Origin of the sequence: Kangsaoukella pontilimi (genome assembly GCF_009830125.1) — a bacterium.
In the GTDB taxonomy this organism is placed as follows: Bacteria; Pseudomonadota; Alphaproteobacteria; order Rhodobacterales; family Rhodobacteraceae; genus Kangsaoukella; species Kangsaoukella pontilimi.
In genome coordinates, this window is record NZ_WUPT01000002.1 from 454,844 (window position 1) to 479,741 (window position 24,898).

Consider the following 24,898-nt stretch of genomic DNA (forward strand, 5'->3'; position numbering starts at 1 on the left):
GAGCCTGACAGCCTAGAAACTGAAGAAGTCGCCCAGGTTTTCGATGATCGAGACCAAGAGCATGATGCCAAGCACGACAAGCAGCACCCACCATGCAATCTGGAAAACGATGGCGCCGATACCAAGCGCCGCGCCGTAGACCGGATAATGCCAGTTTTCACGCATAAGCGCCGAAATGAGTGACAGCACGATCGCGACGACGCCGAAGATCGGTCCCATTAGGGGCAGGTATTGAGAGATTACAGAGCGGGCGGCTTCCTGCTCCGGCTCGGGCTGTTTCAGGCCAAGGAACGAACGCCACGCAGCGCGCTTCATCTCGCCTGCCATTTCGCCGATCTGCTGCGCCGCCGAAGGTTTGGGCTCAAGCGTCGGTCCGAAAATCTGGAAGAACACGAACAAGAGCGCAACGACGCCTGCGGTCACAGCCCAGAAGCCCCATTTGCCGATAGGCAGGGACGGCATCCGAGAGTTGTCCGGCATCTGACTTTCACTCATGTGAAAAGAGTTATCCGCGAATTGTGACCAAACCAAGTCCGCCATTTTAGAGAGGCGATTCTTGTCTCCGGGCGTGCCAAGTAAGGAACGGAATCCCGCCCTGTGCTGTTTCCTCTGGGTAAACAGTGGAGATAAGCAATGTCCGACCCCGATTTTTCATGGGCTATAAAGATGATGCGTGCGGGCTACGCAGGACGTGGGCTGACCTATCTGATCGTGGCCGGGGTGTCGCTCTATACGATCTGGCAGGGCGGCTCGGCAGAGGGGACACAAACCGTTTTCCAGTATCTCGAGGGGACCGGTTGGGGTTCGGTCGCGCTCTTCCTCATCTTCGCAGGTCTCGTGGCCTATGCCATCTGGCGCGTGACCTGCGCGATCTACGATCTTGAAGACTATGGCACCGATGGAGAAGGTTTGATCGCCCGTGCCGGGCAGGTCACAACGGGCCTCATTCACGGCGCGCTCGGCATTGCGGCCTTCCTGCTCTTGTTCTCCGGCACGTCCGGCGGTGATCAATCCGGCGTGGCCAAGGCCGCGGCGGCCGTCATGGAATGGCCGGGGGGCCGCTGGATCGTGGGCTTTGCCGGTCTCTGCACCATTGGCGCTGGCATCTATTATGGCCACAAAGCGTGGACCGAAGCCTATCGCGAGCATCTGATTGGCAACGAGTTCACCCTTAACTGGAACTGGGTCCTGAAGGCCGGTGTTATGGCGCAGGGCGTCATCGTCGGCATCATCGGGGTCTTTATTCTGTACGCCGGCATCACAGCCAATCCGAATGAAGCTTCAGGCCTTGGCGGCGTCTGGGAGTTTCTCGGCGGTCAGCCCTTCGGACAGTTCCTGGTCGTTCTGATCTGTATCGGTCTTCTGGGTTTCGCCGTCTTCTGCTTTGTGAATGCGCGTTATCGCATCGTGCCGAAGGCGACGGAGAAGGACCTGACCACTCTTGCCGCAGAAATGAAGGCTCGCGCCACCTGACAGGCTGAATGCGTCCAGGCCGAAGCGGGGGTTTTCCCTCACCCCCGGGTCAGCCATAAGGCTCCGGTAGTGTATCTGCCGGAGCCTCTTCATGCCTTTCACGCTTGCCACATGGAACATAAACTCGGTCCGGCTGCGGGAGGGGCTTGTCCTGAAGTTGCTTCGGGAAGAAGCTCCCGACGTCCTCTGCCTTCAGGAATGCAAAAGCCCTGTCGAGAAAATCCCGCTCGAGGGATTCCGGGAGTTGGGTTACCAGCACATCGTCGCACGAGGACAGAAGGGCTATAACGGCGTCGCGATCCTGTCGAAGCTGCCCTTGGAAGATGCCGGCTCCGAGGACTACGCCCAGCTTGGACATGCTCGCCATGTGGCGGCGCGTCTGGAAAACGGTGTGACCATCCACAATTTCTACGTGCCTGCCGGCGGCGATGTTCCCGACCGCGAGGCGAACGAGAAATTTGGCCAGAAGCTCGATTATCTGACCCAGATGCGCGACGCCTTCCACGCCGAGCGGCCCGGCAAATCCATCCTTGTGGGCGACCTGAACATCGCCCCCCGCGAGGATGACGTCTGGAGCCACAAACAGCTTCTGAAAGTGGTGAGCCACACCCCTGTCGAAGTCGAGCATCTGGGCGAGACGCAGGATGCGGGCGGCTGGGTCGACGTCACGCGGCAGGATATTCCCGAGGGCCAACTCTATAGCTGGTGGTCCTATCGCGCCGCGGACTGGGACGCAGCCGACAAGGGGCGCCGGCTGGATCATATCTGGGCCACGCCCGATATCTCGAACGCCGCCCATGGCAGCCGCGTCCTGCGCGCCGCGCGGGGATGGGAAAGACCCTCCGACCACGCCCCGGTTTTCGCGACATTCGACCTATAGCGCAGGGGGCTGCCCCTTGGTCTTTCGGCGTCAATACGCATATAAGCCAAAACAACGCTATATCCGGGGTGACCCATGTTTGAGCTTAATCCGAACGGCGCCAGTGCGCCGGCAAACGATCTGATCAAGGACGTCTCCGAGGCCACTTTCATGGCCGATGTGGTCGAGGCCAGCCGCGAAGTGCCGGTCATCGTCGATTTCTGGGCGCCGTGGTGCGGCCCCTGCCGCCAGCTGACACCGGCGCTTGAAAAGGCCGTGACGGATGCCGGCGGCAAGGTGAAGCTGGTCAAGGTCAACGTGGATGAGAACCAGGCCATCGCCGGTCAGCTTCGCATCCAGTCCATTCCCACCGTCTACGCCTTCTGGCAGGGCCAGCCGGTGGATGGCTTTCAGGGTGCGGTGCCTGGATCGGAACTCAAGTCCTTCATCGACCGCCTGATTGCCCTTGGCGGCGAAGGTGGGGAGGGCGACGGCCTTGGTGAGGCGCTGGCTGCGGCCGAGGAAATGCTGGAGCAGGGCGCCGTGGCCGATGCCGCACAGATCTTCTCGGCGGTTCTTCAGGAAGATGCGTCGAATGCGGCCGCCTATGCGGGTCTCGCCCGCGCGCATATCGCCATGGACCAGGTGGATCAGGCGGTTCAGGTGCTGAACACCGTGCCTGAGGACAAGGCGAACGCACCCGAGATCGAAGCGGTGCGTGCACAGATCGCGCTTCTGAAACAGGCCGAAGCCGCCGGTCCCGTGGCCGAGCTTCGCGCGAAGGTCGAGGCCGACCCGTCCGATCACCAGGCGCGTTTCGATCTGGCGCAGGCGCTTTATGCCAATGGCGATGCGGCGGCAGCGGTGGACGAATTGCTCGATCTGTTCCGGCGTGACCGCGAGTGGAACGAAGAGGCCGCCAAGACGCAGCTTTTCACAATTTTCGACGCGCTGAAGCCGAATGACCCGGTTGTTCTGAATGGGCGCCGGAAGCTGTCGTCGATCATATTTGCCTGACGGGTGGGGTCGGACTAGGTGACGCAGATGATCTCAGCCGCCGACCTGCCCGAAACGATCCCCGTCTTTCCATTGCCGGGTGCGCTGCTTCTGCCGCGCGCCCGGTTGCCGCTGCACATTTTCGAGCCGCGTTATCTGGCGATGCTCGATGATGCTCTGAAATCCCCGCAGCGCCTGATCGGGATGATCCAACCGCGGGACGGATCGCGGGAGGGGGCACCGTCACTCCATGCCATAGGGTGTGCGGGCCGAGTCACGGCCTTTTCCGAGACCGAGGATGGCCGCTACATGATCACATTGAGCGGTGTCTCGCGTTTCCGCGTCGTGCAAGAGGTTGACGGGTTCACGCCCTACCGCCGCTGTGCGGTGAACTGGGACAGTTTTTCGCGAGACACCGGCGCGGTTGAGCACGATCCCGGGTTCAACCGGGACAGTTTCTTCCGCCTTCTGGGGCGTTACTTCGAATCCGAAGGGCTGCAAACCGACTGGGACTCGCTGAAGGATGCCGAGGACGAGCTTCTGCTGAACTCGCTCTCCATGCTCTGCCCGTTCGAGCCTGAGGACAAACAGGCGCTTCTCGAAGCGCCATCCCTGAGCACACGGCGCGAGACGCTGGTGACCCTGCTGGAATTCGCACTTCGCTCCGGCGGGCAGGACGAGACGATGCAATGAGTGAACCGGAATTCGACCGCCGAATGCTCGAGGCTCTGGTTTGCCCCGAGACCCGTGCGCCGCTCAGCTATGACGCCAAGGCGCAGGAACTGATCTCGAAAGCCGCGCATCTGGCGTATCCGATCCGGAACGGTATCCCGATCATGCTGGTCGATGAGGCCCGAAAGCTCGACTGACCTGAGGTTTCGTTTTCGCCCGGCTTCGCCGGTCGATCCGCCGGGGGAGCTCTGCTCCCCCGGACCCCCTCGGGATATTTCGAACAGGCGAAGGCCAATGACAATTTTAGTCAAATTTTCGCTTCTTCTGTTCTGAAATACTCCGGGGAGCGCGAGGGGCTGGCCCCTCGCACGCGCTGCGGTGATGTCAAAGCGGGCGGCCCTGGGCGAGGCGCGGCAGGTCGCCGGTCAGCCCTGCGGCTTCGCGAATGAAGCTACGGCGCAGTCTCGGCAGCGCATTGGTCGCGCCGAGGCCCAGATCACGGACCATCCGTAGGACAGGGTTGTCGTTCGAGAACAAACGGTTGAACGTATCCGTGGCAAGCGCGAGCGTCGCCGCGTCGAAGCGGCGCCAGCGCTCATAGCGTTCGAGCACATCCAGTCGGCCCACATCCTCGCCCCGGCGGCGTGCCTCGGTCAGGACTTCGGCGAGCGCGGCCACGTCCTTCAGTCCCGCGTTCAGGCCTTGTCCGGCAATCGGATGCACGGCGTGGGCGGCATCGCCCAGAAGCGCGACGCGGGGCGCCACGAAGTGATGTGCGAAGGAGAGGCCCAGCGGATAGGTGAAGCGCCTGCCCGCCAAGCTGATCTCGCCCAGAAAATCGCCGAACCGGGGGCGAAGCTCGTCCAGATATCCGGCATCGTCGAGCGCCTGGATCTCTGACGCGCGGTCGGTCGTTTCGGTCCAGACGATGGAAGACCGGTCACCCGCAAGCGGAAGGATTGCCAGCGGACCGGCGGGCATGAAGAACTGATGTGCGGTTCCCTTATGGCTCCGCTCATGAGCCACGGCGCAGACAAGCGCCGTCTGCCCGTAGTCCCACCGCATATGGCGTATTCCGGCGCGGGCCGCCGTGCCGCTCATCCGGCCATCGCACCCGACAAGGACGCCTGCAGCAAGCCGCGCACCGTCGTCCAGTGTTGCGGCGATCCCGCTTTCACTTGGCTCCTGCGCCACAATGCGCCGACCATCGAGCTGCCGGACGCCTGCATCTGACAACGCGTCGATAATGGCCGGGCGCAGATGGCGGTCTTCGACCATGTAGCCCATCGGGCCTTCTTCGATCTCGGCGTGGTCGAAATGCAGGACGAAGGGCGACGGGCCTTCGCCCGCGCGCCCGTCGGTGACCTTGATATCCAGGATCGGTCCTGCGCGATCTTTCAGACCCTCCCAAAGGCCTAGCCCCGCCAGGACTCGCTGCGACAGGATTGACAGTGCATAGCCCCGCCCGTCGAAAGCGTCGTCGGCGCGCGCGGCAGCGGGGGCGGGATCGACCAGCGTCACGTCGAAACCGCCGGAGGCCAGCGCCAGCGCCAACGTTGTACCGTTCAGGCCTCCGCCCGCGATGAGGATATCGGTATCAAGACCCATGGGCCGAGATATGCGCCTTCGGTCGGGATTGTCCATGTGCCGCCTTGCCGCTACCGTCTGGCGTGCAACGCAAAGGGGGTGTCCGTGAGCGACTGGTTGATGATGAGCGCGGCGGCGCTTGGCCGTGGGATCGGTGACGGGTCGATCGACCCTCGTGACCTGACAGAGGCCTTTCTCGACGCGATCGACCGCCACCCTCATAGCCCCCGTATCTATGCCCGTGTCACGGAGGAGCGTGCGCGGGCCGAGGCTGCCGCCGCGGCAGAGCGTGCGCGGCTTGGCGTCCGGCGCGGGCTGCTGGACGGGGTACCGATCAGTTGGAAAGATCTCTTCGACAGCGCAGGCACCGAGACGGCGTCGGGCTCGGCCCTGCTGGCCGGACGGGTGCCCGAGCAGGATGCGCGGGTGCTGGCCCAGGCGACGCACGCAGGCCTTGTCTGTCTCGGCAAGACACACATGACCGAACTGGCCTTTTCGGGTCTGGGCGCCAATCCGATCACCGCCTCGCCGCCCAATGTGAACGATGAAGAGCGCGTGTCGGGCGGGTCGTCTTCGGGCGCGGCCACCTCGGTGGCATTCGGGCTGGCGGCGGCAGGGATCGGGTCGGACACCGGCGGGTCTGTGCGCACGCCGTCCGCCTGGAACGACCTCGTGGGGCTGAAAACCGTGGCGGGGCGGCTGTCGCTTGATGGTGTCGTGCCGCTATGCCCGCGCTTCGATACGGTGGGCCCGCTCTGCCGGACGGTCGAGGACGCCGCGCTATTGCTGGCGGCGATGGAGGGCGGGCAGGCGCCGTCGCTCGACGGGGCAACCCTCGATGGTGCGCGGCTGGCAGTCTTGGAGACGTCGGCCTTCGACAACATCCGCGCGCCTGTTGATAAGGGGTTTGACGAGGCCGTGGCGCGGCTGGAAGACGCTGGCGCAGTGATTAACCGCATTCGCGTGCCAGAGGTCGAAGAGGCGATGTCGATGGCCGGAATCCTTTTCGCGCCAGAGGCTTATGCGACATGGGGCGAAGCGATCGAGGCGGAGCCGGACAAGATGTTCCCCCCTGTCCGCGAGCGGTTTCGGGGCGGCAAGGCGGTGGCGGCGCATGTTTATATCGCCGGATGGCAAAAGCTGGAGCGGCTGCGGGCCGCCTATCGCGATGCGACCGCCGCCTATGATGCGGTGATCATCCCCACCGTGCCGATCACCCCGCCAAAGCTGGCCGAGGTTCTGGCGGATGAGGCGCATTTCGCGGCCGAGAATCTTCTGGCGCTTCAGAATACGCGGATCGGCAACCTGATGGGACTGGCAGGGCTGACGCTGCCCACCGGCGTGCGGTCCGTCGGCATCCTATTCCAGGGACTGTCGGAAGAGAGGTTGCTCAGGCTGGGCGTCGCCGCGGAGCGCGCCTTGAAATAGACCCGGCGGACCGCGCTTTGGAGCAAGACGCAGCAGAACGCGCGCTGGCCTAAAAGCCACATTTTCCGGCCCCGCCCGGTCCTTGGACGGTTTTTCCCGTGGACCCAGCCGCGGGCACTGGTCTAAGCTGATGAAAACGGGGCGAAACGACCCCGATCTTGAGGCAGTCATGGTGTTTCCCGAGCGGTTTTCGAACCTGCCCGAATATGCATTTCCGCGCCTGCGCGCGCTTCTCGACGCTCATGCGCCGGGCGGTGAGGTTCTGCATATGACCATCGGCGAGCCGCGCCACGCCTGGCCCGATTTCGTGACCGAGATCATCGCGGCGGAAGCTGCGGGTTTTGGCAAATATCCCCCGAATGAAGGCACGCCCGAGCTTCTTCAGGCAATCGCGGACTGGGTGAAGCGGCGCTATGACGTCACGCTTGACCCTGCGCGGCAGATCATGGCGCTGAACGGCACACGCGAGGGGCTGTTCAACGCCGCGCTGGCGCTTTCGCCCGAGACGAAGGGGGGCAAGCCGCCGGTCGTCCTGACGCCGAACCCGTTCTATCAGGTCTATGCCGTGGCCGCGCAGGCCGTTGGGGCCACCCCGGTCTTTGTGCCGGCCACTGCCGCGACCGGGTTTCTGCCTGACTATACCGCGCTGCCCACCGACACGCTGGACCGGGTGACGATCGCCTATTTGTGCTCACCGTCGAACCCGCAGGGTGCCGTGGCCGATCGCGCCTATTGGCAGGACCTGATCGCTCTGGCCGAGCGTCATGATTTCCGCGTTTTTGCGGATGAATGCTACTCCGAGGTTTACAGGGACACGCCCCCGGTCGGCGCGCTCGAGGTTGCCACCCAGATGGGTGCCGACCCCGAGCGCGTCGTGATCTTTCATTCGCTGTCCAAGCGGTCGAACCTGCCCGGCCTGCGGGCGGGGTTCGTCGCCGGCGGTCCAGAGAGCATCCGGCATATCCGGCAGCTACGGAACTATGCCGGTGCGCCGCTGCCGTTGCCGATCCAGCGTGCGGCGGAAAAGGTGTGGGCGGACGAGGAACACGTTCGGGCCAGCCGCGCGCGGTATGTCGTCAAGTACGACATCGCGGATCGGGTCTTCGAGGGCATCGACGGCTGCGCCGCGCCGAAGGCGGGCTTTTTCCTGTGGTTGCCAGTCGAGGATGGCGAGGCCTCCGCGCTCCGGCTCTGGCAGGAGACGGGCGTGCGTGTGTTGCCGGGCGCCTATCTGTCCCGTGACACCGATACAGGGAACCCCGGCAAGGGATTTATAAGAGTGGCCCTCGTGGCCGATGAGGACGAGATGCAGCGCGGTCTGGAACGGATCCGCGACTGCCTATTCAGGTGAGGACGAGCACTTATGGCGTATCAGGCAAGACACCGCGACCCCCTGTTTGACAGCGACACCCAGGCGATCATCGAGCGCCGGGGCAAGGAGCTTCTGGGGCTTACCCTGCTTGGGCTGGCCGTGGTGTTTGCCATGATCCTCGGCTCGTATTCGCCGGATGACCCGAACTGGCTGAACGCCACAGATCAGCCCGCGCGGAACCTGATGGGACCGCTGGGCGCGGCCATCGCGTCGCCGCTTTACGTGATCGCGGGCTATGGTGCCTGGGGGCTTGTGGCGGTGTTCGGGGTCTGGGGCCTTCGGTTTCTGTTCCATGTGGGCGAAGAGGGCGCGCTTGGCCGACTGATTTTTGCGCCCATCGGCGTGGCTTTGGTGTCTGTCTATGCGTCGACCCATGTGCCGGCTGCGGACTGGGCGCATTCCTTCGGACTGGGCGGGCTGTTCGGGGACACGATTCTCGGTGCGCTTCTGGGTGTGCTGCCGGTCTCGGCGGCCTTCGGTCTGAAGGCGCTGGCGCTGGCGCTGTTTGCCGGTGGCGTTGCCATGAGCCTGTTCGTTCTGGGCTTCACCCGTGCCGAATTGAGCGCGGCAGGCCGGTATCTTTTGGGGGGCGTGATCCTGGCCTATGACACGGCGCTGCGCGCCTTTGGCTGGGGCGCGCGCGAAGGCTGGGCGCAGGCGCGTGCCGTCGCCTCGCGCCGGAGGGATGCCCGTGTTCAGGCCCGACAAGAGCCCATGCCCGAAGTCGACGGCGGCGAAGTAAGCCCCGCCGTTCTGCGCGCCACCCGCGCCTATCGCGAGCGCAAGGCGGATCAGCCTCAGGGCGGACTTCTGGGGCGGATCAGCGCGATGGTGCAGAAGAACCACGATGACGATGCTGATGATCTTGCCCTGATCGAGGATGATCAGCCGCGCGACCGGATCAGCGCGCGGATCGCCGATGCCGTGCAAAGCCGGGTGCGCCGGCCCGAGGGGCTGCGCGCCGAACCGCCGTTGCAGGCGGGTGTGACCGCCACGGTCGCCGCGACTGCAGAGCCGCGCGTGACGATGCTGGGCGCGGATGGGGCGCTGTCGGACTACTCCGCCTTCGACCGTGGCCTGACGATGCCCGAGCCTGAACTGGTGGCTGAGCCGCATCAGCCGACCGGCTTCCGTTCGAGCCGCATAGAGACGCCCGAGCCGAAGGCCGTGGTGCAGCATGGCACGAAGAAACCCGCGCCCTCGCGCCGTGCGCGGGCCGAAGCACAGCCGTCGCTTTTCGATGAGGGCAGCGATTTCGAACTGCCGCCGCTTAGCCTGCTGAGCGACCCCGGCAGCATCGAGCGACATCACCTGTCGGATGCGGCGCTGGAAGAAAACGCGCGGATGCTGGAAAGCGTTCTGGACGACTATGGCGTCAAGGGCGAGATCGTCAGTGTCCGGCCCGGCCCGGTCGTGACCATGTACGAGCTGGAACCCGCACCCGGTCTGAAGGCGAGCAGGGTGATCGGCTTGTCCGATGATATCGCCCGTTCGATGTCGGCCCTGTCGGCGCGCGTGTCGACGGTTCCGGGCCGTTCCGTCATCGGGATCGAACTGCCCAACGAGAACCGCGAAAAAGTCGTGCTGCGTGAAATCCTCGCCGCGCGGGATTATGGCGATGGCAACCATCGCCTGCCGCTGGCGCTGGGCAAGAATATTGGCGGCGATCCGGTGATCGCGAACCTTGCCAAGATGCCCCACCTTCTGATCGCGGGGACCACGGGGTCGGGCAAGTCGGTGGCGATCAACACGATGATCCTGTCGCTGCTCTACAAGCTGACGCCCGAAGAATGCCGGTTGATCATGATCGACCCGAAGATGCTGGAACTTTCCGTCTATGACGGCATCCCGCATCTGCTGTCGCCCGTGGTGACCGATCCGAAAAAGGCGGTCGTGGCACTCAAATGGGTCGTCGGCGAGATGGAGGAACGCTATCGCCGCATGTCGAAGATGGGCGTGCGCAACATCGAGGGCTTCAACGGCCGGGTGCGCGACGCGCTGAAGAAGGGCGAGATGTTCAGCCGCACGGTTCAGACCGGCTTCGACGAGGAAACCGGCGAGCCGATCTTCGAGACCGAGGAATTCGCGCCCGAGACGCTTCCTTATATCGTGGTCATCGTCGACGAGATGGCCGACCTGATGATGGTGGCGGGGAAAGAGATCGAAGCCTGTATCCAGCGTCTGGCGCAGATGGCGCGGGCATCCGGTATCCACCTGATCATGGCCACGCAGCGCCCCTCGGTCGATGTCATCACCGGCACGATCAAGGCCAACTTCCCGACGCGGATCAGCTTTCAGGTGACCTCGAAGGTCGACAGCCGCACGATCCTCGGCGAGATGGGCGCCGAGCAGCTTCTGGGCATGGGCGACATGCTGTATATGGCGGGCGGCGCCAAGATCACCCGCGTCCACGGGCCTTTCGTCTCGGACGAGGAGGTCGAGGAGATCGTGAACCACCTGAAGAGCTTCGGGGCGCCGGAGTATGTCTCGGGCGTCCAGGAGGGACCCGATGAGGAGGCGTCGTCGGATATCGACATGGTGCTGGGCCTAGGCGGCAACACCGATGGCGAGGATGCGCTTTACGATCAGGCCGTCGCCATTGTGATCAAGGATCGGAAGTGCTCGACCTCATACATCCAGCGGAAGCTGGCCATCGGCTATAACAAGGCCGCGCGGCTGGTCGAGCAGATGGAAGAGAACGGCCTCGTCAGCCCCGCGAACCACGTGGGCAAGCGCGAAATCCTGGTGCCCGAGCCGCAATAGGTTTTGCGCCCGGCTTCGCCGGTCGCGGTGGGCGGACGCGTGACGCGTCCGCCGTCAGGGGCGCTGCCCCTCTTCGGCCCCTTGGGCCGAATTCACCCCGGGATATTTTCGGGCCGATAATGAAGGCGGTTATCCGCCTGCGGGGGCGTGTTATCGCCTATCGCTGGCGGTGATGGCATGAGATGCCTATATCGGCCCGGAACGGTAAAGGTATGCGTGATGGACAGACGGACTTTCATTATGACGAGCGGGGCAGCGGCCCTTGTGGCGGGGCCGGTGGCGGCGGCGGAGCTGTCGCTCGACCGGATTTCGGCCTATCTGAACGGGCTTCGGACCGCAGAGGCCGGATTCACGCAGGTGAACGACGACGGCACGCTCTCGACCGGTACGCTTTACATCAAGAGGCCGGGACGGATGCGGTTCGAATACAATCCGCCCGAAGAGCTCTTGGTGATGGCGGGGGCCGGGCAGATCGGGATTTTCGACGGGAAGTCTAACCTCGGGAAGGCCGAGCGCTATCCGTTGAGCCAGACGCCGCTGAACGTGATCCTGGAGCGTAACGTGGACCTCGCCCGGCGAAACATGGTCGTCGGCAAGAGCTATGACGGGACGGCGACCACCGTGGTGGCGCAGGACCCGGAGCATCCGGAATACGGCACGATCGCCCTCAAGTTCACCGCCGATCCTGTCGAACTGCGCCAATGGGTGGTGACCGACGGACAGGGCGCCGTGACCACCGTGATCCTTGGCGAGATGCGGAAGGGTGGCGAGTTGTCCTCGACCCTTTTCAATATTTCCTTCGAAGAGGACCGGCGCGCGCGCTGAGGCGCGCCGCCGGTTGCGGGTCAGGCCTTGCCGCAGGCGCGGAGCTGTGCGTCGTAGAGAACCGCGCGGTTCGCGACCTCGTTCGAGACCTTCAGGAGCCAGCCTTTCTGGTTGTAGCTACCCCGGCGATAGCCGGTGCGACCTTCGTGATAGGCAAGGTACTGGTTGCGGGCATCGGCTACGGAAATCCCGAGCTCGCGTTGGGTTTCGAGGAAATACCATCCCATGAAATCGGTGGCGTCGTGGATGTCGTCGCGCCGCGCGCCCCAGCCGCCTTCGAGGCGCTGGTATTCCTCCCACGTTCCGTCGAGCGCCTGACTATAACCATAGGCCGACGATTGCCGGCCCATCGGGATGACGCCGAGGGAATACTGCACCGGTGTGCGGGCATTCCCGATAAATTTGGATTCCTGATAGATCGTGGCCATCTGCACAGCCACCGGGACGCCCCATCGGCGTTCCGCGCGTTTCATAGCCTTCAGATAGGCCGGACGCTCGCTCACGATGGAGCACGCGTTGTCGAGATTGCGTGGCGCTGAATAGTTGGCGCTGCCGCAGGCCGAGACGAACAACAGCAAAATCAGCGCGCGAAGGGATCTGCTCATGCCTCAATCGCCCGTATGTTTGTTTTGCTGGCAAGAATAGCGCAGGACGGGCCGTGAAGGAACGGGGAAATGAGGCGCGTCAGATCACAACTGCAAGAAGGAGCGGCAGGAGCGCCACGCTCATCAGGGTGGAGACAACAACAAGCCCTGCGACGGCGTCCGCGTCCGCGCCGTATTTCTCGGCCAGCATGTAGTTCGTGACGGCCACCGGCGTGCCGACCTGAAGGACAAGGACCGCAAAGGGGATAGGCGCGAGATCAAACCACAGACCGAAGCCTGCCGCGACACCCATGCAGACTGCCGCCTTGAGAAGCGACAGCCAGAAGGCCTGGCCAAGATTGGCGGGCTTTAGCCGGGCAAGCGCCACGCCAAGGGTGATCAGCATCAGCGGGATGGTGAGCTGGCCAATCAGTTCAAGCGTGTTGGTGAGAAAACGCGGGGTGCTCCAGCCCTGCCAGAGAAAGAGCGCGCCCAGAACCGTCGCGATGGCGACCGGGTCTGTGAGTGCCTTCACGACCGACCCGCCGCCCGAGACCAGCCATACCCCGAAGGTGAACGATATCAGGAGCATGATGGCGAAGATCACCACCGCGAAGGCCAGCCCCGTCTCACCGAAGGCGAAAAGCGCCAGCGGCAGGCCGAGGTTGCCGGTATTGCCGAAGATGAGCGGGGCGAGGAATGTGCGTCTGTCCAGGCGCAACGCGGCAAGGGTCATCCACAGGATAACCGTGACCACGGCATAGGCGGCGATGGATGCGAGAGACACCGCTGTCAGCGCGGCAGGCTCGATATCGGTCTTCATCAGGGCCGTGAAGATCAGGCAGGGCACGGCCAGCGTCATGGCCAGATGGGTAACGAATCGGATGCGGAACTCGATCCCCAATTTGACCCAGACAAAGCCGACACCGGCCAGAAGAAAGACCGGAGCGACGATTTCAGCCACTGTCAGGACGAGGTTCACAGTCTGTTTCCCTGAAATTTTACTCGAATTTGTCGACAGATGACGCGCAGAGGCGTACAGGAAAGATAGGGGGTACCGTTATGTTCAAGACGCGCGCAAAGTATTCGCTCGGCCAGGTTGTCCGGCATAGGAAGCATCCGTTCCGCGGTGTGGTCTTCGATGTCGATCCTCGGTTTTCCAATACCGACGAATGGTACGAGGCGATACCGGAAGAAAGCCGCCCGGCCAAGGACCAGCCGTTCTATCACCTTCTGGCGGAGAACGAGCAGAGCTACTATGTGGCCTATGTGTCCGAGCAGAACCTGATCGCGGATTATTCCGGCGAGCCGGTCGAGCATCCGGATCTGGGTGATTTCTTCGGAGACTTCAGCGACGGCCACTATCCGTTGCAGGTCCAGATGAATTGAGCCGCCGGGCCTCGGTGCCCGGCGTCTGGTCAAGGAAAAACGCCCTCGTCGTCGCGGGGGCGTTTTCCGTTGTCAGTAGCCGAGGGCGCATCCGTCCTTACGCGGGTCCGAGCCGCCGATCAGAACGCCGCGCGTATGGTCTATCAGGATCGCCTGCGCGCCGCCTATGGCAGAGGGCGGGTCGCTGACAGGATGGCCCATTTCGGCCAGCCCGGCGCGCACACCGTCGCTGACCCCACGCTCGATCTGCAGCTTGCCGGAAATCGGATCGGCAAATGCGCGGGGGGCGTCGATGGCCTCCTGCGGGTCCATGCCGAAATCGACCATGTTCGAGATCAGATGCGCGTGACCGCAGGCCTGGTACTGTCCGCCCATCACGCCGAACGCCATGTCTATTCTGCCGCTTCTGCCCGACATGCCAGGGATGATCGTGTGCATCGGCCGTTTGTTCGGACCTGCCTCATTCGGGTGGCCCGGCGTCACGTTGAAGCCCGATCCACGGTTGTGAAGGAGAATGCCGAACCGGTCGCTGGCGAGGCCCGCGCCGAAGGTTGCGAAGATCGAGTAGATCAGGCTGATCGCCATTCCGTCGCGGTCGATTGCGGTGATCAGAATTGTGTCGCGGTGGACCGCCTCGGTCAGGGGGGCGACCTTGGCGATGGCGCGTGCCGGATCGATCAGGTCCGCGAGCTTTCTGGCGGTTTCCGGCGCCGTCAGCCTGTCGAGTGCGGTCATGTGCTCGGGGTCGGCGAGGAACCGGTTCCGCGCGTCGTAGGCAAGCTTGGTGGCTTCGGCCTCGAGATGGAGGCGTTGTACGCCGTTGGGGTCGAGTGAGCCCAGATCGAACTCGGCCAGAATGCGCGCGATCAGAAGCGCGATCGCTCCTTGTCCGTTGGGCGGGTGCTCGAGGATGTCGCGTCCGCGATAGGCGGCGCTGATCGGCGTTCCCCATGTGGCCTCGGTCGCGGCGAAGTCTTCCGCGGTGTGGACGCCACCCGCCGCGCGAAGGGCGGCCAGCATGTCATCGGCAGCTTCGCCGGTGTAGAAAGCGTCCCGCCCCTCAATCGCGATACGTTTCAGCAGTTCTGCCTGTGCGGGCAGGGCAAAGATGTCCCCCGTCCCATAGGCGCGGCCATCTTTCGTATAGTGTCGGATGGCGGCGTTGTTGAAGGTCTCCGGCGTCTGGGCGATGTCGGCCGCGACGCGGGGCGCGATGGGCACGCCGGTTTCGAAATAACGGATCGACGGGGCGAAGCAGCGTTCGAGACCCAGGCGGCCGAACCGCTCGGACAATTTGCAGAACCCGTCGATGGCCCCGGGAATGGTGACCGATGCGGGATGCCCCGGCGCAATCTTGTTCAGGCCTTCTGCGCGCAGCGCGTCGGGGTCGGTGGCTGCGGGCGCCCGGCCCGAGGCGTTGAGTGCGATGACCTCGTTCGAACCGGCAGGTTTGACGAGGGCGAACATATCGCCTCCGATCCCTGTCATTTGAGGTTCGCAAAGCCCAAGAAGGACCGCGCCGGCTATGGCTGCGTCGACCGCATTGCCGCCGTCGCGAAGCGCCTGAACAGCTTCGACCGCGGCCAGCGGGTGCGATGTGGCGACCATGCCATTGGTCGCATAGACCGGCGAGCGCCCCGGCAAATGAAAATCACGCATTCACGTCTCCTCGTCCCAGTGCGCGACCTAGGACTGAGACGCTGGAAAGGCAAGGTTGGGAAAGGTTTGAGACCTCGACACCGCGCACTGGGTGGGGGCTGAAAAAACGCGATGCCGAGGGAAGCTCAAACGAAGCTACGAGGCAGGAATGACTCCCGGCCTTGTCGCCAATGCGGTGGAATTGCGGCGACTTTGAGTAATTGTTTCCTAGAGAGCCGCTTAGTGCTTAAAATTGCTCGATTGTTGAAAGATCTGCTTGGTTGTGGGCGGTCGCGAGCCGGTGGTCAGCGACGTCCAATCGCCATGCGGAAGATGAGAAAATTCTCACCGTTCTCGCGGTCATAAACGAGGTCGCGAGCCAGCTCTCGAATCAGGAACCAGCCAAAACCGCCTTCGGGCAGGTCATCCGCGCGCGCGTAATCCTTCGGATTGTCGCCGAGGGGAGCGCGACCGTTCGGCATGGGTCGGCCATTGTCCCGGATCTCGATCAGCAGACCTGCCCGTCCGTGCCGCAGGACGAGCTTGATGTGCCCTTCATCGCCGGGCGCATAAGCATGTTCGACGACGTTGTTCAGCGCCTCCGCAAGTACCAGCTCGATCGAACTTGCCTCTTCCGGTTGAAGGTGAAGCGGCTCGAGCGTGGTCATCGCGCGTTCAATCGCGAGGCGCACGTTCTCAAATGTGGCGCGGAAGGCGGTGCGTGACAGCACTCCTCCAGCCGCAGTTACTGGCGGAGATGAGGTCGCCCCGCTGGACCCCAAGTCATGAGGCATGAGCGGCCCCATCAATTGCGGCGTTGGTGTCCGGATAGATGTCGAACACCGAATCCATGCGTGTCATGCGGAACACTTTGTCGACCGCGGGCGTCATGCCGGCAAGATCGAGTTGCCGGCCGCGCCCGAGGTGTTTCATCACGCTGACCACGGCGCCCAGGCCGCTGGAATCGAGAAAATCCACCGAGCTGAGGTCAAGAATGACCCGCCGGGCCGGATGTTCCGTCAGGTCCCGCATCCCATCCTTGAACCGGACCGCAACGGCGGCGTCGATTCGCGGTTCGTCCACCTTGATCACAAGACAGTCCTGTTTTTCTGAGGCGCTCATCTTCATAAGCCGGCTCCTGCGTGTTCTTTCCGACGTCAACCTAGACGGAAGCCGTTACCATTCTGTAAGCAGGATCAGACCCGGACCGGGATAGCGGGCGGGTGACGATATCCATTCCGTCTTCCGGTTCCGACGGTGCTGCCGCGTTGGTCCTGAGAGCAGACCGCAGGGCGTCCGATCTGTGCGCGCAGTTCAAAATATGTGGCCTGTGCGTGGGCGTCTGGGTGTCTCATCCCGGCCCACGTGCCCGCCGTGAGGAAGGTCTTCGGTCATGCCGGCCGGACCATCGGCGACCCGAAGCAGCGTAAAGTGAATAGGGTCGTCGCCGCGGTACCCATGGCGTTCATGGCGGAAACCGGGGTATCCCGTAATAAGGTAATCACGAACTGCGACGGCTCTGCGCCGGGTCACCCGATCTGGCATCCGGCGCGCGATAAGTATCGGAGGAGGCGAAGACATGTTCATCGCGAGCGAACACATATGAGTGCGGCGGACACGGTATTTGCCGAGGGCGAACTGGCCGGTCGGATTCTTGCCCTGACCGAGGGTGAAACCGATGCCGTGGCGCTCATGGCGACGGTCGTGGCCGAGGTGCACAACGCGGACGCACGCTTCGACTGGACCGGGTTTTACCGGGTCGTCAGGCCCGGCCATCTGAAGATCGGGCCTTACCAGGGCGGGCATGGATGCCTCGACATTCCCTTCGAACGCGGTGTCTGCGGAGCGGCAGCCCGAACGGGCAGGGCGCAACTCGTTCCCGATGTCGAGGCGTTTCCGGGTCACATCGCCTGCTCGTCTTCGACGCGCTCGGAACTGGTGCTTCCCGTGCGGAACCAGGCCGGAAGGATACTTGGCGTCTTCGACATCGACAGCGATCGTCCCGACGCTTTCACCCAGGACGACATCGACCTCCTGCAGCCCCTTCTCGATCAGGTTTTCGGAGATGTTTCATGCCTTTGACTGGCTCCTGCCTTTGCGGCGCCATCCGCTTCACCGCTCATGGTAAGGCCGCGAACCCGGCCGCCTGCCATTGCAGCCAGTGCCGAAAGACATCGGGTCACATCTGGGCATCCAGCCACGTGCCCGATGACCAGCTCGAAATTTCGGGCGACGTGTCATGGTACCAGTCTTCGGACAAGGCGCGCCGGGGCTTCTGCCCGACCTGTGGCGCCTCTATGTTCTGGAAGCACGACGATGACGACCATATCTCGTTCGCGCTCGGCACAGTCGACGGGCCGACGGGCCTGACCCTCACCCGGCAGATCTTCACCGAGGACAAGGGCGACTATTACGATCTGCCACCCGCACGCTGACGCCCATGACTGACAACTATTCTCCGCCGGATGATCCGTTGGACGTCATCCACATGGATCACGAACTGCTCCTGGTGAATAAACCGAGCGGCCTTCTGTCGGTGCCGGGCAAGGGACCGGATCTGGCCGATTGCCTGCTGTCACGGGTTCAGGCGACCTTCCCGGAGGCGCTTCTGGTGCACCGACTGGATCGGGACACCTCGGGCGTCATGGTCTTTGCCCTCTCGCCCCATGCGCAGCGGCATCTCGGGCTGCAATTCGAGAAGCGGCAGATGCGCAAGACATATGTCGCGCGGGTCGCGGGCGAGATGCGGGATAAGAAGGGAACCGTGGATCTGCCGCTTATCGTCGACTGGCCCAACCGGCCCCGGCAGAAGGTGGATTTCGAGTCGGGCAAGCCCGCACGGACGGAGTGGCGCCTTCTCAGAGCGCGGGATGGCGAAAGCCGCGTCCGGCTTCATCCGCAGACAGGGCGCTCGCACCAGCTCCGCGTGCATATGGCCGAGATCGGACATCCCATTCTGGGCGATCCGTTCTACGCCGACGGACCCGCGCGGGACCACCCGCGCCTTATGCTGCATTCGGAAAGCCTGCGCCTCAGGCACCCCGACGGTGGGGCCGGCATGACCTTTTCGGCGAAGACACCTTTCTGACAGCAGCGTCGCGAGGGGCTCCGCCCCCGGCCCGCTGCGCGCACCTCCCCCGGAGTATTTCGAACAAAAGAAGCTGCGGGCCAAAGCGACTTCCGCGACAGGCGTGCTTGGTTAACCTTAATGCCGGTTAACGTTAGGCGATTGGTCTTCTTTGGGTCCGGAAAATCCTCGGGGGGTGAATTCGCGCGTCAGCGCGAAGAGGGGGGGCAGACAGCCCCCCTTTTTACCGCGACGCGTCAGCGGCGCAAAACCCCGGTTCAGCCGAGAAACGCCTGAATCGCAGCAAGTTCCCCCTGTCGAATCTCGTGTCCCCCATCGTGCCAGTCGACCGTCAGCAGGGTGCCCTGCCCCTCCAGATAGCGCGCCAGCGCTTCCGTCATCGCCGCCGGGCAGATCGGGTCGCGCCGACCCGCGGTGATCAGCACCTTGCGCCCCGAGAGTGCAGGCTGCTCGGCAGGGTCCCACGGGATGAGCGGGTGCATCAGAATGACGTCGTCCACCAGATCCGGCCGGTCGAGCATCACGGCGACCAGAATGTTCGCGCCATTCGAATATCCCATGGCGACCACACGGTCCGCACCCGTCCGTTTCTTCTCCGCTTCGATGAAGTCGGCCATGGCAGCCGTCCGGCGGGCCAGATCGTCCATGTCATAGACGCCTTCGCCGGTCCGGCGGAAATAGCGGTTCATGCCGTTTTCATTGACGTCCCCCCGAGGCGAGACGACATAGGCTCCGGGCATCAATTCGCGGGCCAGATGGTGGAACTGATGTTCGTCGCCGCCTGTCCCGTGAAACGTCAGGAAGAGAGGCGCGCCCGCCTCTCCGTCAGCTCTTGCAGCGTGATAGCTCATTCGATCGGCTCCAGATAGCGCTCCAGACGGTCGCGGAGATGCGCGTGCTGCGAGGGAAGTTTCAGGGCCTCGCCCAGATGCGCGGTATCCTCATCCGTGGCGAATCCCGGCTCGTTTGTCGCGACCTCGAACAAGACACCGCCCGGCGTACGGAAATATATCGCCCAGAAATAGTCCCGGTCGATGACCGGTGTCACCTGGTATCCTGTGTCCAGAAGCGCTTCACGCACCTCCAGTTGCCGCGCGCGGTTCTCGACCGCGAAGGCAATGTGATGCACCGACCCCGCGCCCTGGCCGGCCCAGTTCACGCCGTGGAGCGTTTCGATATCGATCGTGTTCGCCTCGTTGCCGTCGGGAACCCTGAAACGGATCACATTTCCCTTCCTGTCGGTTTCTTCATACCCCATGAACTTAAGGAGTTCTGCCGAAGCGCCAGCATCCTGAAGGCGCATATCCGCAGAATGGAACCCCCGGATCGCCATGTCCTCACTCACGCCGTTGCCGGTCCAGGGTGCGCGCTCGTCACCCTCCGTTCCGATCAGTGCGAACGCGTCACCATCGGGGCCGTTGAACAACAGCCGGTCTTCTCCGAAGCGGGTGTCGGTTTTGAGATCGCGGACACCATACGCCGTCAGCCGATCGGCCCACCCTTTCAGGCTGTCCTTAGGGACGGAAAACGACGTCCGTCCGACCTCGCCGGTGCCAGGCCGTCCGCGCGCGGCGTTCGGGAACGGGAAATACGTCATGACGCTGCCGGGAGAGCCCGTTTCGTCGCCATAATACAGGTGATAGACGTCCGGGGCGTCGAAATTGACGGTCTTCTTGACGCGACGCAGGCCGAGCATGTCGGTAAAGAACGCATTGTTCGATTTTGCCGAGGAGGCAAGCGAGGTGACGTGATGAAGGCCCTTTATCTGAGAGAGCATTGAGCAAGCCTTTCGAGTGGTTTGACATGTGTCCTTGGATTGCTTGTAATCTAGTGTTTGAGAATAAATAGAAAACCGAGCAATTCGCGCAGTTTTTGCGCGAATGCGCACATGACTTTCGGGTTGCCCGCCCAGAGATACCTCTGGATGATCCCGCATGTAACAGGTCGACCGGGCAGGGCAGGACGGACCGATGGCAGCAAAGGTCACGGATTTCACGCAGTTGAGAAAGCGTCTCAAGGCAGCGCGTGTCAAAGGCGCACCGTCCCATGCGCTCGGTCAGGCGCGGCTGATGATGGATGCATGGATCGATGCGGCCGAATCCCACGGCATGCCGGTTTCAGAGGCGCTCCGACGCATCCGCGACGGTGCTGCCGCACGGCAGATTGCGGAGGAGGTTGCGCACACTCAGCTTTCGTCCAATTCCGGAATTGCCGCGAACGCGGCCTGTCGCGCGGGGTGCGCCTTCTGCTGTATCCTCAAGGGCGAGGATGGCGGGACCATCGGCGCCGATGAGGCGCGCCGCCTCCATAAGGCCCTGCTTCCGCTCATCGGACAGCCCGACGGTCGCCAATGGCACGAAAACGCCTGCCCTGCGCTCGACCCGGAAACACGGATGTGCCGCGCCTATGACGCGCGTCCGATGATCTGCCGCAGTTACATGTCGGTCGATGTCGCCGCCTGCGAACGCATCGCGGAAGGACAGCCGGCGGATGGTGCAGGCGTTCTCGGGGCACAGATGATCCATCTGGCGCTGCTCGCCCTGTCACGCGCCGCCATGGCTGGGATCGCCATGGTCCCGACCTACTCTATGGCGAAACTGGCGCAAATGGCGGTCGACGGGGCGAGCCTTGATGAAGCTCTCACAATGGCGCGTCACGGCCCACGCGGACTGGTCGATGAACTGGCCCGTCAGGCGGAGGCGATGAAGCGGGTTCCCTGAGGCGGACGTCTCGTCAAGGATCGCCCTCGATATCCCACTCTGCACCAAAACCAGTTCTTTGGGTCCGGGAAATCCTCGGGGGGTGAATTCGCGCGACAGCGCGAAGAGGGGGGCAGACAGCCCCCCTGCCCACCGCGACGCGTCAGCGGCGCAAACCCTGCCGGCGCCCGAACGCCTCAGAGCGAAAACGGAAAAGGCCGCCCCGGGGGACGGCCACAATCCTGGTCCAGTCTGCTGGACGGGCTCAGCCCTGGCGGGCTTTGAACCGGCGCTGCGTCTTGTTGATCACGTAGACGCGGCCCTTGCGACGCACGACGCGGCAGTCGCGGTGCCGGCTCTTGAGCGAACGAAGCGAGTTGCGAACCTTCATGGCCCTATCCTCTCTCAGTCGCGGCGCGATGTCGGCGCCTCGGGTTCCGGTTCTGCCGCAGCGGGCCCAAGCCCGAAGCGACGGTGAATGGTGGGCGGTACTGGGATCGAACCAGTGACCCCTACGATGTCAACGTAGTGCTCTACCGCTGAGCTAACCGCCCGTGTCCGCCGTTTCCGGCCTGTCCTAAAGAACAAGACGCGGGGGAAGCCCCGCGCCGGTCGGAGGCTCTATAATCGGATCAATCCTCCCTTTCAAGGGCTTTTGGCGCGCGCCGGAATCGCCCTATAACCAATGTAACGGAAGAAGAGAAAGCGCGCCCTTGCAGCCCTTCACCCTGACCCTGCCGGATATCCGATCGACGAGCGTCGTCTTCGCGTCGCCGCATTCCGGCCGGTCCTATCCGTGGGAGTTCGTGCGCGGGTCGGTTCTGGACGAGCGCACGCTGAGATCGTCGGAAGATGCCTTTGTAGACAGGATTTTTGCTCCTGCGACCGATTTCGGCGCGCCTTTGCTGACAGCGACATACCCGCGGGCGTGGCTCGACGTGAACCGCTCCGCGGACGAGCTTGACCCCGCGCTGATCGAAGGCGTCCGCCGGGGCGCTCACAACCCGAGGGTGGCGTCGGGGTTGGGGGTCGTGCCGCGCGTCGTGGCGAATGGACGCGCGATCTATCGCGGAAAGATCTCGGCTAACGAGGCAGAGGCCCGAATCCACGATGTCTGGCGCCCGTGGCACGGCGCTCTGTCGCGGCTGCTCGGCGAAAGTCACGCGCTCTTTGGGGAAGCGATTCTCGTCGACTGTCACTCGATGCCGCACGAGGCCATCGACAATCTGTCCCACCACCGGGGCGCGCGGCCCGAGATCGTTCTGGGCGACCGCTTTGGCGCCGCCGCCGGTGCCGAGGTCGTGGACCGGATCGAAGCGGCCTTCTCCAGCGCAGGCTTCCGCGTGGCGCGGAACGCGCCGTTTGCCGGAGCCTATGTGACTCAGAATTACGGTCGCCCCGCGCGTAGGCAGCACGTAGTTCAGGTCGAGATCGATCGCGCGCTCTACATGGATGAGCGGCAGGTCCGCCCCAATGCAGAATATGACGGATTTCTGAATGTCATGCGGGACGTTGTGGGCGACATCGCCGAGATCGGCCGCCGCGATATTCCACTGGCCGCCGAATAGCGTCACCTCGTACGACATCGTGATTGGTCGGCTGCCGGGTTTTCGGCCACTCTTCTCCCATGCGCCGCTTCGCCATTCTTGCTCTCGCCCTCATGCCAGTCATTGCTCAGGCACAGGATGGTGCGCGGCCGGGGGATAGAACCTTCCAGTCCGAGGCATTGGCTGCGCGTTTGTCGGGGCAAGTGATCGAGTATTTCGATGGCTCGAAATCCCGTTACGCGGCTGACCGGCGCTATGGCTACACCTACACCGATGACGGGCCGGTCTGGGCCGGCACCTGGCGCACCGAAGGCGAAAGCCGCGTCTGCGTTGCCTTCGACAATGGCTCGGCACGCTGCGACCGAATGGTCGAGAATGCCGGTCGACTGGTGCTGATCATTGCGGACGGAACGCGATTTCCGGTGCGGACGGTATCGGAGATCACCGAGTAGCGCACCGGAATGCGCGGATTCCCGGTTTCTTCATCGGAACCGGTTCGTTGCCATTTGCAGGCTTTTTCAAACCCTCGATGCACGGATAGACTTGGTACCGGTGGGGGTGCGCATGCACCCGAATGTAACAAGTGACCTTTTGGGGGTGTGCGATGAGCGAGTACGCGATCGCAGGTGCGATTTTCGTGGCGTTGGCCATGCTCGGCAATTTCAGCGAGAAGCCGTTTGTGTCTCTGTCCTGTGTCGGAACAGGCGGTTCTCTTGTGACCGTGTGCCGGTGACCGGCTGATTACAGCCGGTCAAGAAGCGCGCGCGTAGGCCAGGCATCCGCCGGAAGCCCCAACCGTTCCTGTTCGGCCTGAACCGCGCGGCGGGTGTTGAAGCCTAGAATGCCGTCGACGCCGCCGACGTCATGACCACGCGCCGCCAGTTTCTGCTGAAGGCGTTTCATCTGGTTCTGATCCAGTCCCGGTTCCGGGTTGCCCGCATCGAAGACTGGAGCGCCTTCGAGACGCGTGGCGAAATAGCCTGCGGTCATGACATAGACGAAGCTCTGGTTCCATTCGAAGAAGACGCTGAAGTTGGGATAGGCGAGGAAAGTCGGCCCGCCCCGACCTTGCGGTGCCAGAAGCGACGCATCGAGAGACGGCGCGGCAAGCGCGCCCGATCGCGCCCGGATACCCATACGCTCCCAGTCCGAAGCGGGCTTTGTGGTGTCGAGGCCCGACAGGCTCCAGTCGAAACCGGCGGGGACCGAGACCTCTTGCAGCCACGGTTCGCCCGCGCGCCATCCAAGACCCTTGAGAAGGTTCGCGCCGGACATCAGCGCATCGGGCGGGGACGTCTTGAGGTAGACATGCCCGTCGCCATCACCGTCGACACCGAACTCTATGATGTCGCCGGGCAGCATCTGAACCATGCCGATCTCGCCGGCCCAAGCGCCGGTTGTCGTGGCCGGGTCGAGATCGCCATGCTCGAAAAGTTCGAGGGCCGCGAACACCTGTGGCCGGAACAATTCGGGCCGGCGGCAGTCATGCGCGAGGGTGACAAGGGCGTTCACGGTGTTGAAGTCGCCCTGAACGGCGCCGAAATCCGTCTCGAAGGCCCAGAAGGCCAGAAGGACGCCGCGCGAGACGCCGTAGTCACGCTCGATCCGGTCGAAGACCGCGTCCCATTTCTGGGCATTGGCCTGACCGTTCCGGACGCGGCTCTGGCTGATGAGGCGTCGGGCGAAATCGGTGAACGGCATCTGGAAGATGCCTTGCCTGCGGTCGGCGCGGATGACGGCGGGGTCCTGCGAGACACTGCGGAAGAACCGGTCGACCGTGGCGCGGTCATGACCTTTGGCCACCGCCTCGGTCTTTAGCTCGTCGATGAAGCCGCCGAAGCTGCCGCCGCAATTTTGGGCGTGAGCGGGCAGAGCGACTGTGGCGGAAGTGAGAAGGCAGGCGAGAAAAAGGTTAACAGCGCGCATGTGGAGTCCGTTGCTGAATTTCCGGGCGACCCTATCAGGCAAGGGGTTCCCG

General features: G+C 63.5%; 27 protein-coding genes and 1 tRNA gene. 16 read left to right on the forward strand and 12 right to left on the reverse strand.

The window, feature by feature from the left end:
- Positions 1 to 12 precede the first annotated feature (12 nt).
- Positions 13 to 480 carry a hypothetical protein gene (locus tag GQ651_RS11645; protein ID WP_160764423.1) on the reverse strand — a complete coding sequence of 156 codons (468 nt, stop codon included), beginning with the start codon at positions 478 to 480 and terminating at the stop codon, positions 13 to 15.
- Between the two features lie 153 nt (positions 481 to 633).
- On the opposite strand from GQ651_RS11645, the gene GQ651_RS11650 reads away from it, so the two are divergent.
- The 5 genes from GQ651_RS11650 to GQ651_RS11670 all read left to right on the forward strand — a co-directional run bounded on the left by GQ651_RS11650 (position 634) and on the right by GQ651_RS11670 (position 4,197).
- Entirely contained in the window at positions 634 to 1,473 is an 840-nt protein-coding gene (locus tag GQ651_RS11650) for a DUF1206 domain-containing protein (RefSeq protein WP_160764424.1), read from the forward strand.
- A 91-nt stretch (positions 1,474 to 1,564) separates the two neighbouring features.
- On the forward strand, positions 1,565 to 2,353 hold the full coding sequence (locus GQ651_RS11655; RefSeq protein WP_160764425.1) for an exodeoxyribonuclease III: 789 nt from the start codon (positions 1,565 to 1,567) through the stop codon (positions 2,351 to 2,353).
- 75 nt (positions 2,354 to 2,428) lie between these two features.
- Positions 2,429 to 3,349, forward strand: a complete 921-nt coding sequence (gene trxA, locus GQ651_RS11660; RefSeq protein WP_160764426.1) for a thioredoxin — start codon at positions 2,429 to 2,431, stop codon at positions 3,347 to 3,349.
- Between the two features lie 27 nt (positions 3,350 to 3,376).
- Positions 3,377 to 4,021: an LON peptidase substrate-binding domain-containing protein gene (locus tag GQ651_RS11665; RefSeq protein WP_160764427.1), complete on the forward strand. Its 645-nt coding sequence runs from the start codon at positions 3,377 to 3,379 to the stop codon at positions 4,019 to 4,021.
- Positions 4,018 to 4,197, forward strand: a complete 180-nt coding sequence (locus GQ651_RS11670) for a Trm112 family protein (protein WP_160764428.1) — start codon at positions 4,018 to 4,020, stop codon at positions 4,195 to 4,197. Before GQ651_RS11665 ends, GQ651_RS11670 begins: the two co-directional genes overlap by 4 nt.
- A 187-nt stretch (positions 4,198 to 4,384) precedes the next feature.
- On the opposite strand, the gene GQ651_RS11675 is transcribed toward GQ651_RS11670, so the two are convergent.
- Positions 4,385 to 5,644 (reverse strand): FAD-dependent monooxygenase, encoded by a 1,260-nt coding sequence (locus GQ651_RS11675; RefSeq protein ID WP_406565460.1) that lies wholly within the window; start codon positions 5,642 to 5,644, stop codon positions 4,385 to 4,387.
- Positions 5,645 to 5,692: 48 nt separating this feature from the next.
- Here GQ651_RS11675 and GQ651_RS11680 point away from each other — a divergent pair, with 48 nt between their 5' ends.
- The 4 genes from GQ651_RS11680 (at position 5,693) to GQ651_RS11695 (ending at position 11,975) form a co-directional block, all read left to right on the forward strand.
- Entirely contained in the window at positions 5,693 to 7,015 is a 1,323-nt protein-coding gene (locus GQ651_RS11680) for an amidase (RefSeq protein WP_406565461.1), read from the forward strand.
- Between the two features lie 172 nt (positions 7,016 to 7,187).
- The gene (locus GQ651_RS11685; protein ID WP_160765144.1) at positions 7,188 to 8,366 is read left to right on the forward strand and encodes an aminotransferase class I/II-fold pyridoxal phosphate-dependent enzyme; all 1,179 of its coding nucleotides are present in this window, start codon (positions 7,188 to 7,190) and stop codon (positions 8,364 to 8,366) included.
- 12 nt (positions 8,367 to 8,378) lie between these two features.
- Positions 8,379 to 11,150, forward strand: coding sequence for a DNA translocase FtsK (locus GQ651_RS11690; protein ID WP_160764430.1), 2,772 nt, complete (start codon positions 8,379 to 8,381; stop codon positions 11,148 to 11,150).
- A gap of 240 nt (positions 11,151 to 11,390) precedes the next feature.
- Positions 11,391 to 11,975: a LolA family protein gene (locus tag GQ651_RS11695; RefSeq protein WP_227258151.1), complete on the forward strand. Its 585-nt coding sequence runs from the start codon at positions 11,391 to 11,393 to the stop codon at positions 11,973 to 11,975.
- 20 nt (positions 11,976 to 11,995) lie between these two features.
- Here GQ651_RS11695 and GQ651_RS11700 read toward each other — a convergent pair whose 3' ends face one another.
- Together GQ651_RS11700 and GQ651_RS11705 are read right to left on the reverse strand one after the other, a co-directional pair.
- Positions 11,996 to 12,580, reverse strand: coding sequence for a transglycosylase SLT domain-containing protein (locus tag GQ651_RS11700; RefSeq protein ID WP_160764432.1), 585 nt, complete (start codon positions 12,578 to 12,580; stop codon positions 11,996 to 11,998).
- 79 nt (positions 12,581 to 12,659) lie between these two features.
- On the reverse strand, positions 12,660 to 13,541 hold the full coding sequence (locus GQ651_RS11705) for an AEC family transporter (RefSeq protein WP_160764433.1): 882 nt from the start codon (positions 13,539 to 13,541) through the stop codon (positions 12,660 to 12,662).
- An 80-nt stretch (positions 13,542 to 13,621) separates the two neighbouring features.
- On the opposite strand from GQ651_RS11705, the gene hspQ reads away from it, so the two are divergent.
- A complete protein-coding gene (gene hspQ, locus GQ651_RS11710; RefSeq protein WP_160764434.1) occupies positions 13,622 to 13,948 on the forward strand; it encodes a heat shock protein HspQ in 327 nt (108 codons plus the stop codon).
- A gap of 72 nt (positions 13,949 to 14,020) precedes the next feature.
- Here the strand turns inward: hspQ and GQ651_RS11715 are convergent, their stop codons facing one another.
- From GQ651_RS11715 to GQ651_RS11725, 3 genes are all read right to left on the reverse strand, one after another.
- Complete coding sequence (locus GQ651_RS11715; protein ID WP_160764435.1) at positions 14,021 to 15,607, reverse strand: gamma-glutamyltransferase family protein; 1,587 nt, start codon at positions 15,605 to 15,607, stop codon at positions 14,021 to 14,023.
- A gap of 284 nt (positions 15,608 to 15,891) precedes the next feature.
- Entirely contained in the window at positions 15,892 to 16,392 is a 501-nt protein-coding gene (locus GQ651_RS11720) for an ATP-binding protein (protein ID WP_406565462.1), read from the reverse strand.
- A complete protein-coding gene (locus GQ651_RS11725; RefSeq protein WP_160764436.1) occupies positions 16,370 to 16,714 on the reverse strand; it encodes an STAS domain-containing protein in 345 nt (114 codons plus the stop codon). The genes GQ651_RS11720 and GQ651_RS11725 overlap by 23 nt, the downstream gene beginning before the upstream one ends.
- A 474-nt stretch (positions 16,715 to 17,188) precedes the next feature.
- Here GQ651_RS11725 and GQ651_RS11730 point away from each other — a divergent pair, with 474 nt between their 5' ends.
- Genes GQ651_RS11730 through GQ651_RS11740 form a run of 3 tightly spaced genes read left to right on the forward strand, consistent with a single transcriptional unit; the run spans position 17,189 to position 18,674 of the window.
- Entirely contained in the window at positions 17,189 to 17,668 is a 480-nt protein-coding gene (locus GQ651_RS11730) for a GAF domain-containing protein (protein ID WP_160764437.1), read from the forward strand.
- A complete protein-coding gene (locus tag GQ651_RS11735) occupies positions 17,659 to 18,021 on the forward strand; it encodes a GFA family protein (RefSeq protein WP_160764438.1) in 363 nt (120 codons plus the stop codon). Before GQ651_RS11730 ends, GQ651_RS11735 begins: the two co-directional genes overlap by 10 nt.
- A gap of 5 nt (positions 18,022 to 18,026) precedes the next feature.
- Positions 18,027 to 18,674: an RluA family pseudouridine synthase gene (locus GQ651_RS11740; protein ID WP_160764439.1), complete on the forward strand. Its 648-nt coding sequence runs from the start codon at positions 18,027 to 18,029 to the stop codon at positions 18,672 to 18,674.
- Positions 18,675 to 18,931: 257 nt separating this feature from the next.
- On the opposite strand, the gene GQ651_RS11745 is transcribed toward GQ651_RS11740, so the two are convergent.
- Positions 18,932 to 19,525: an alpha/beta hydrolase gene (locus GQ651_RS11745; protein WP_160764440.1), complete on the reverse strand. Its 594-nt coding sequence runs from the start codon at positions 19,523 to 19,525 to the stop codon at positions 18,932 to 18,934.
- Positions 19,522 to 20,451 (reverse strand): VOC family protein, encoded by a 930-nt coding sequence (locus GQ651_RS11750; RefSeq protein WP_160764441.1) that lies wholly within the window; start codon positions 20,449 to 20,451, stop codon positions 19,522 to 19,524. Before GQ651_RS11750 ends, GQ651_RS11745 begins: the two co-directional genes overlap by 4 nt.
- Positions 20,452 to 20,644: 193 nt before the next feature.
- On the opposite strand from GQ651_RS11750, the gene GQ651_RS11755 reads away from it, so the two are divergent.
- Entirely contained in the window at positions 20,645 to 21,394 is a 750-nt protein-coding gene (locus GQ651_RS11755) for a YkgJ family cysteine cluster protein (protein ID WP_160764442.1), read from the forward strand.
- 244 nt (positions 21,395 to 21,638) lie between these two features.
- Here GQ651_RS11755 and ykgO read toward each other — a convergent pair whose 3' ends face one another.
- Together ykgO and GQ651_RS11765 are read right to left on the reverse strand one after the other, a co-directional pair.
- Positions 21,639 to 21,764, reverse strand: a complete 126-nt coding sequence (ykgO, locus tag GQ651_RS11760; RefSeq protein WP_028287243.1) for a type B 50S ribosomal protein L36 — start codon at positions 21,762 to 21,764, stop codon at positions 21,639 to 21,641.
- 88 nt (positions 21,765 to 21,852) lie between these two features.
- Positions 21,853 to 21,927 (reverse strand) — tRNA-Val (locus GQ651_RS11765).
- Between the two features lie 159 nt (positions 21,928 to 22,086).
- On the opposite strand from GQ651_RS11765, the gene GQ651_RS11770 reads away from it, so the two are divergent.
- Entirely contained in the window at positions 22,087 to 22,941 is an 855-nt protein-coding gene (locus GQ651_RS11770) for an N-formylglutamate amidohydrolase (RefSeq protein WP_160764443.1), read from the forward strand.
- A gap of 59 nt (positions 22,942 to 23,000) precedes the next feature.
- Positions 23,001 to 23,372 (forward strand): hypothetical protein, encoded by a 372-nt coding sequence (locus tag GQ651_RS11775; protein ID WP_160764444.1) that lies wholly within the window; start codon positions 23,001 to 23,003, stop codon positions 23,370 to 23,372.
- A gap of 289 nt (positions 23,373 to 23,661) precedes the next feature.
- On the opposite strand, the gene GQ651_RS11780 is transcribed toward GQ651_RS11775, so the two are convergent.
- A complete protein-coding gene (locus GQ651_RS11780) occupies positions 23,662 to 24,846 on the reverse strand; it encodes a lytic murein transglycosylase (RefSeq protein ID WP_160764445.1) in 1,185 nt (394 codons plus the stop codon).
- Positions 24,847 to 24,898 lie beyond the last annotated feature (52 nt).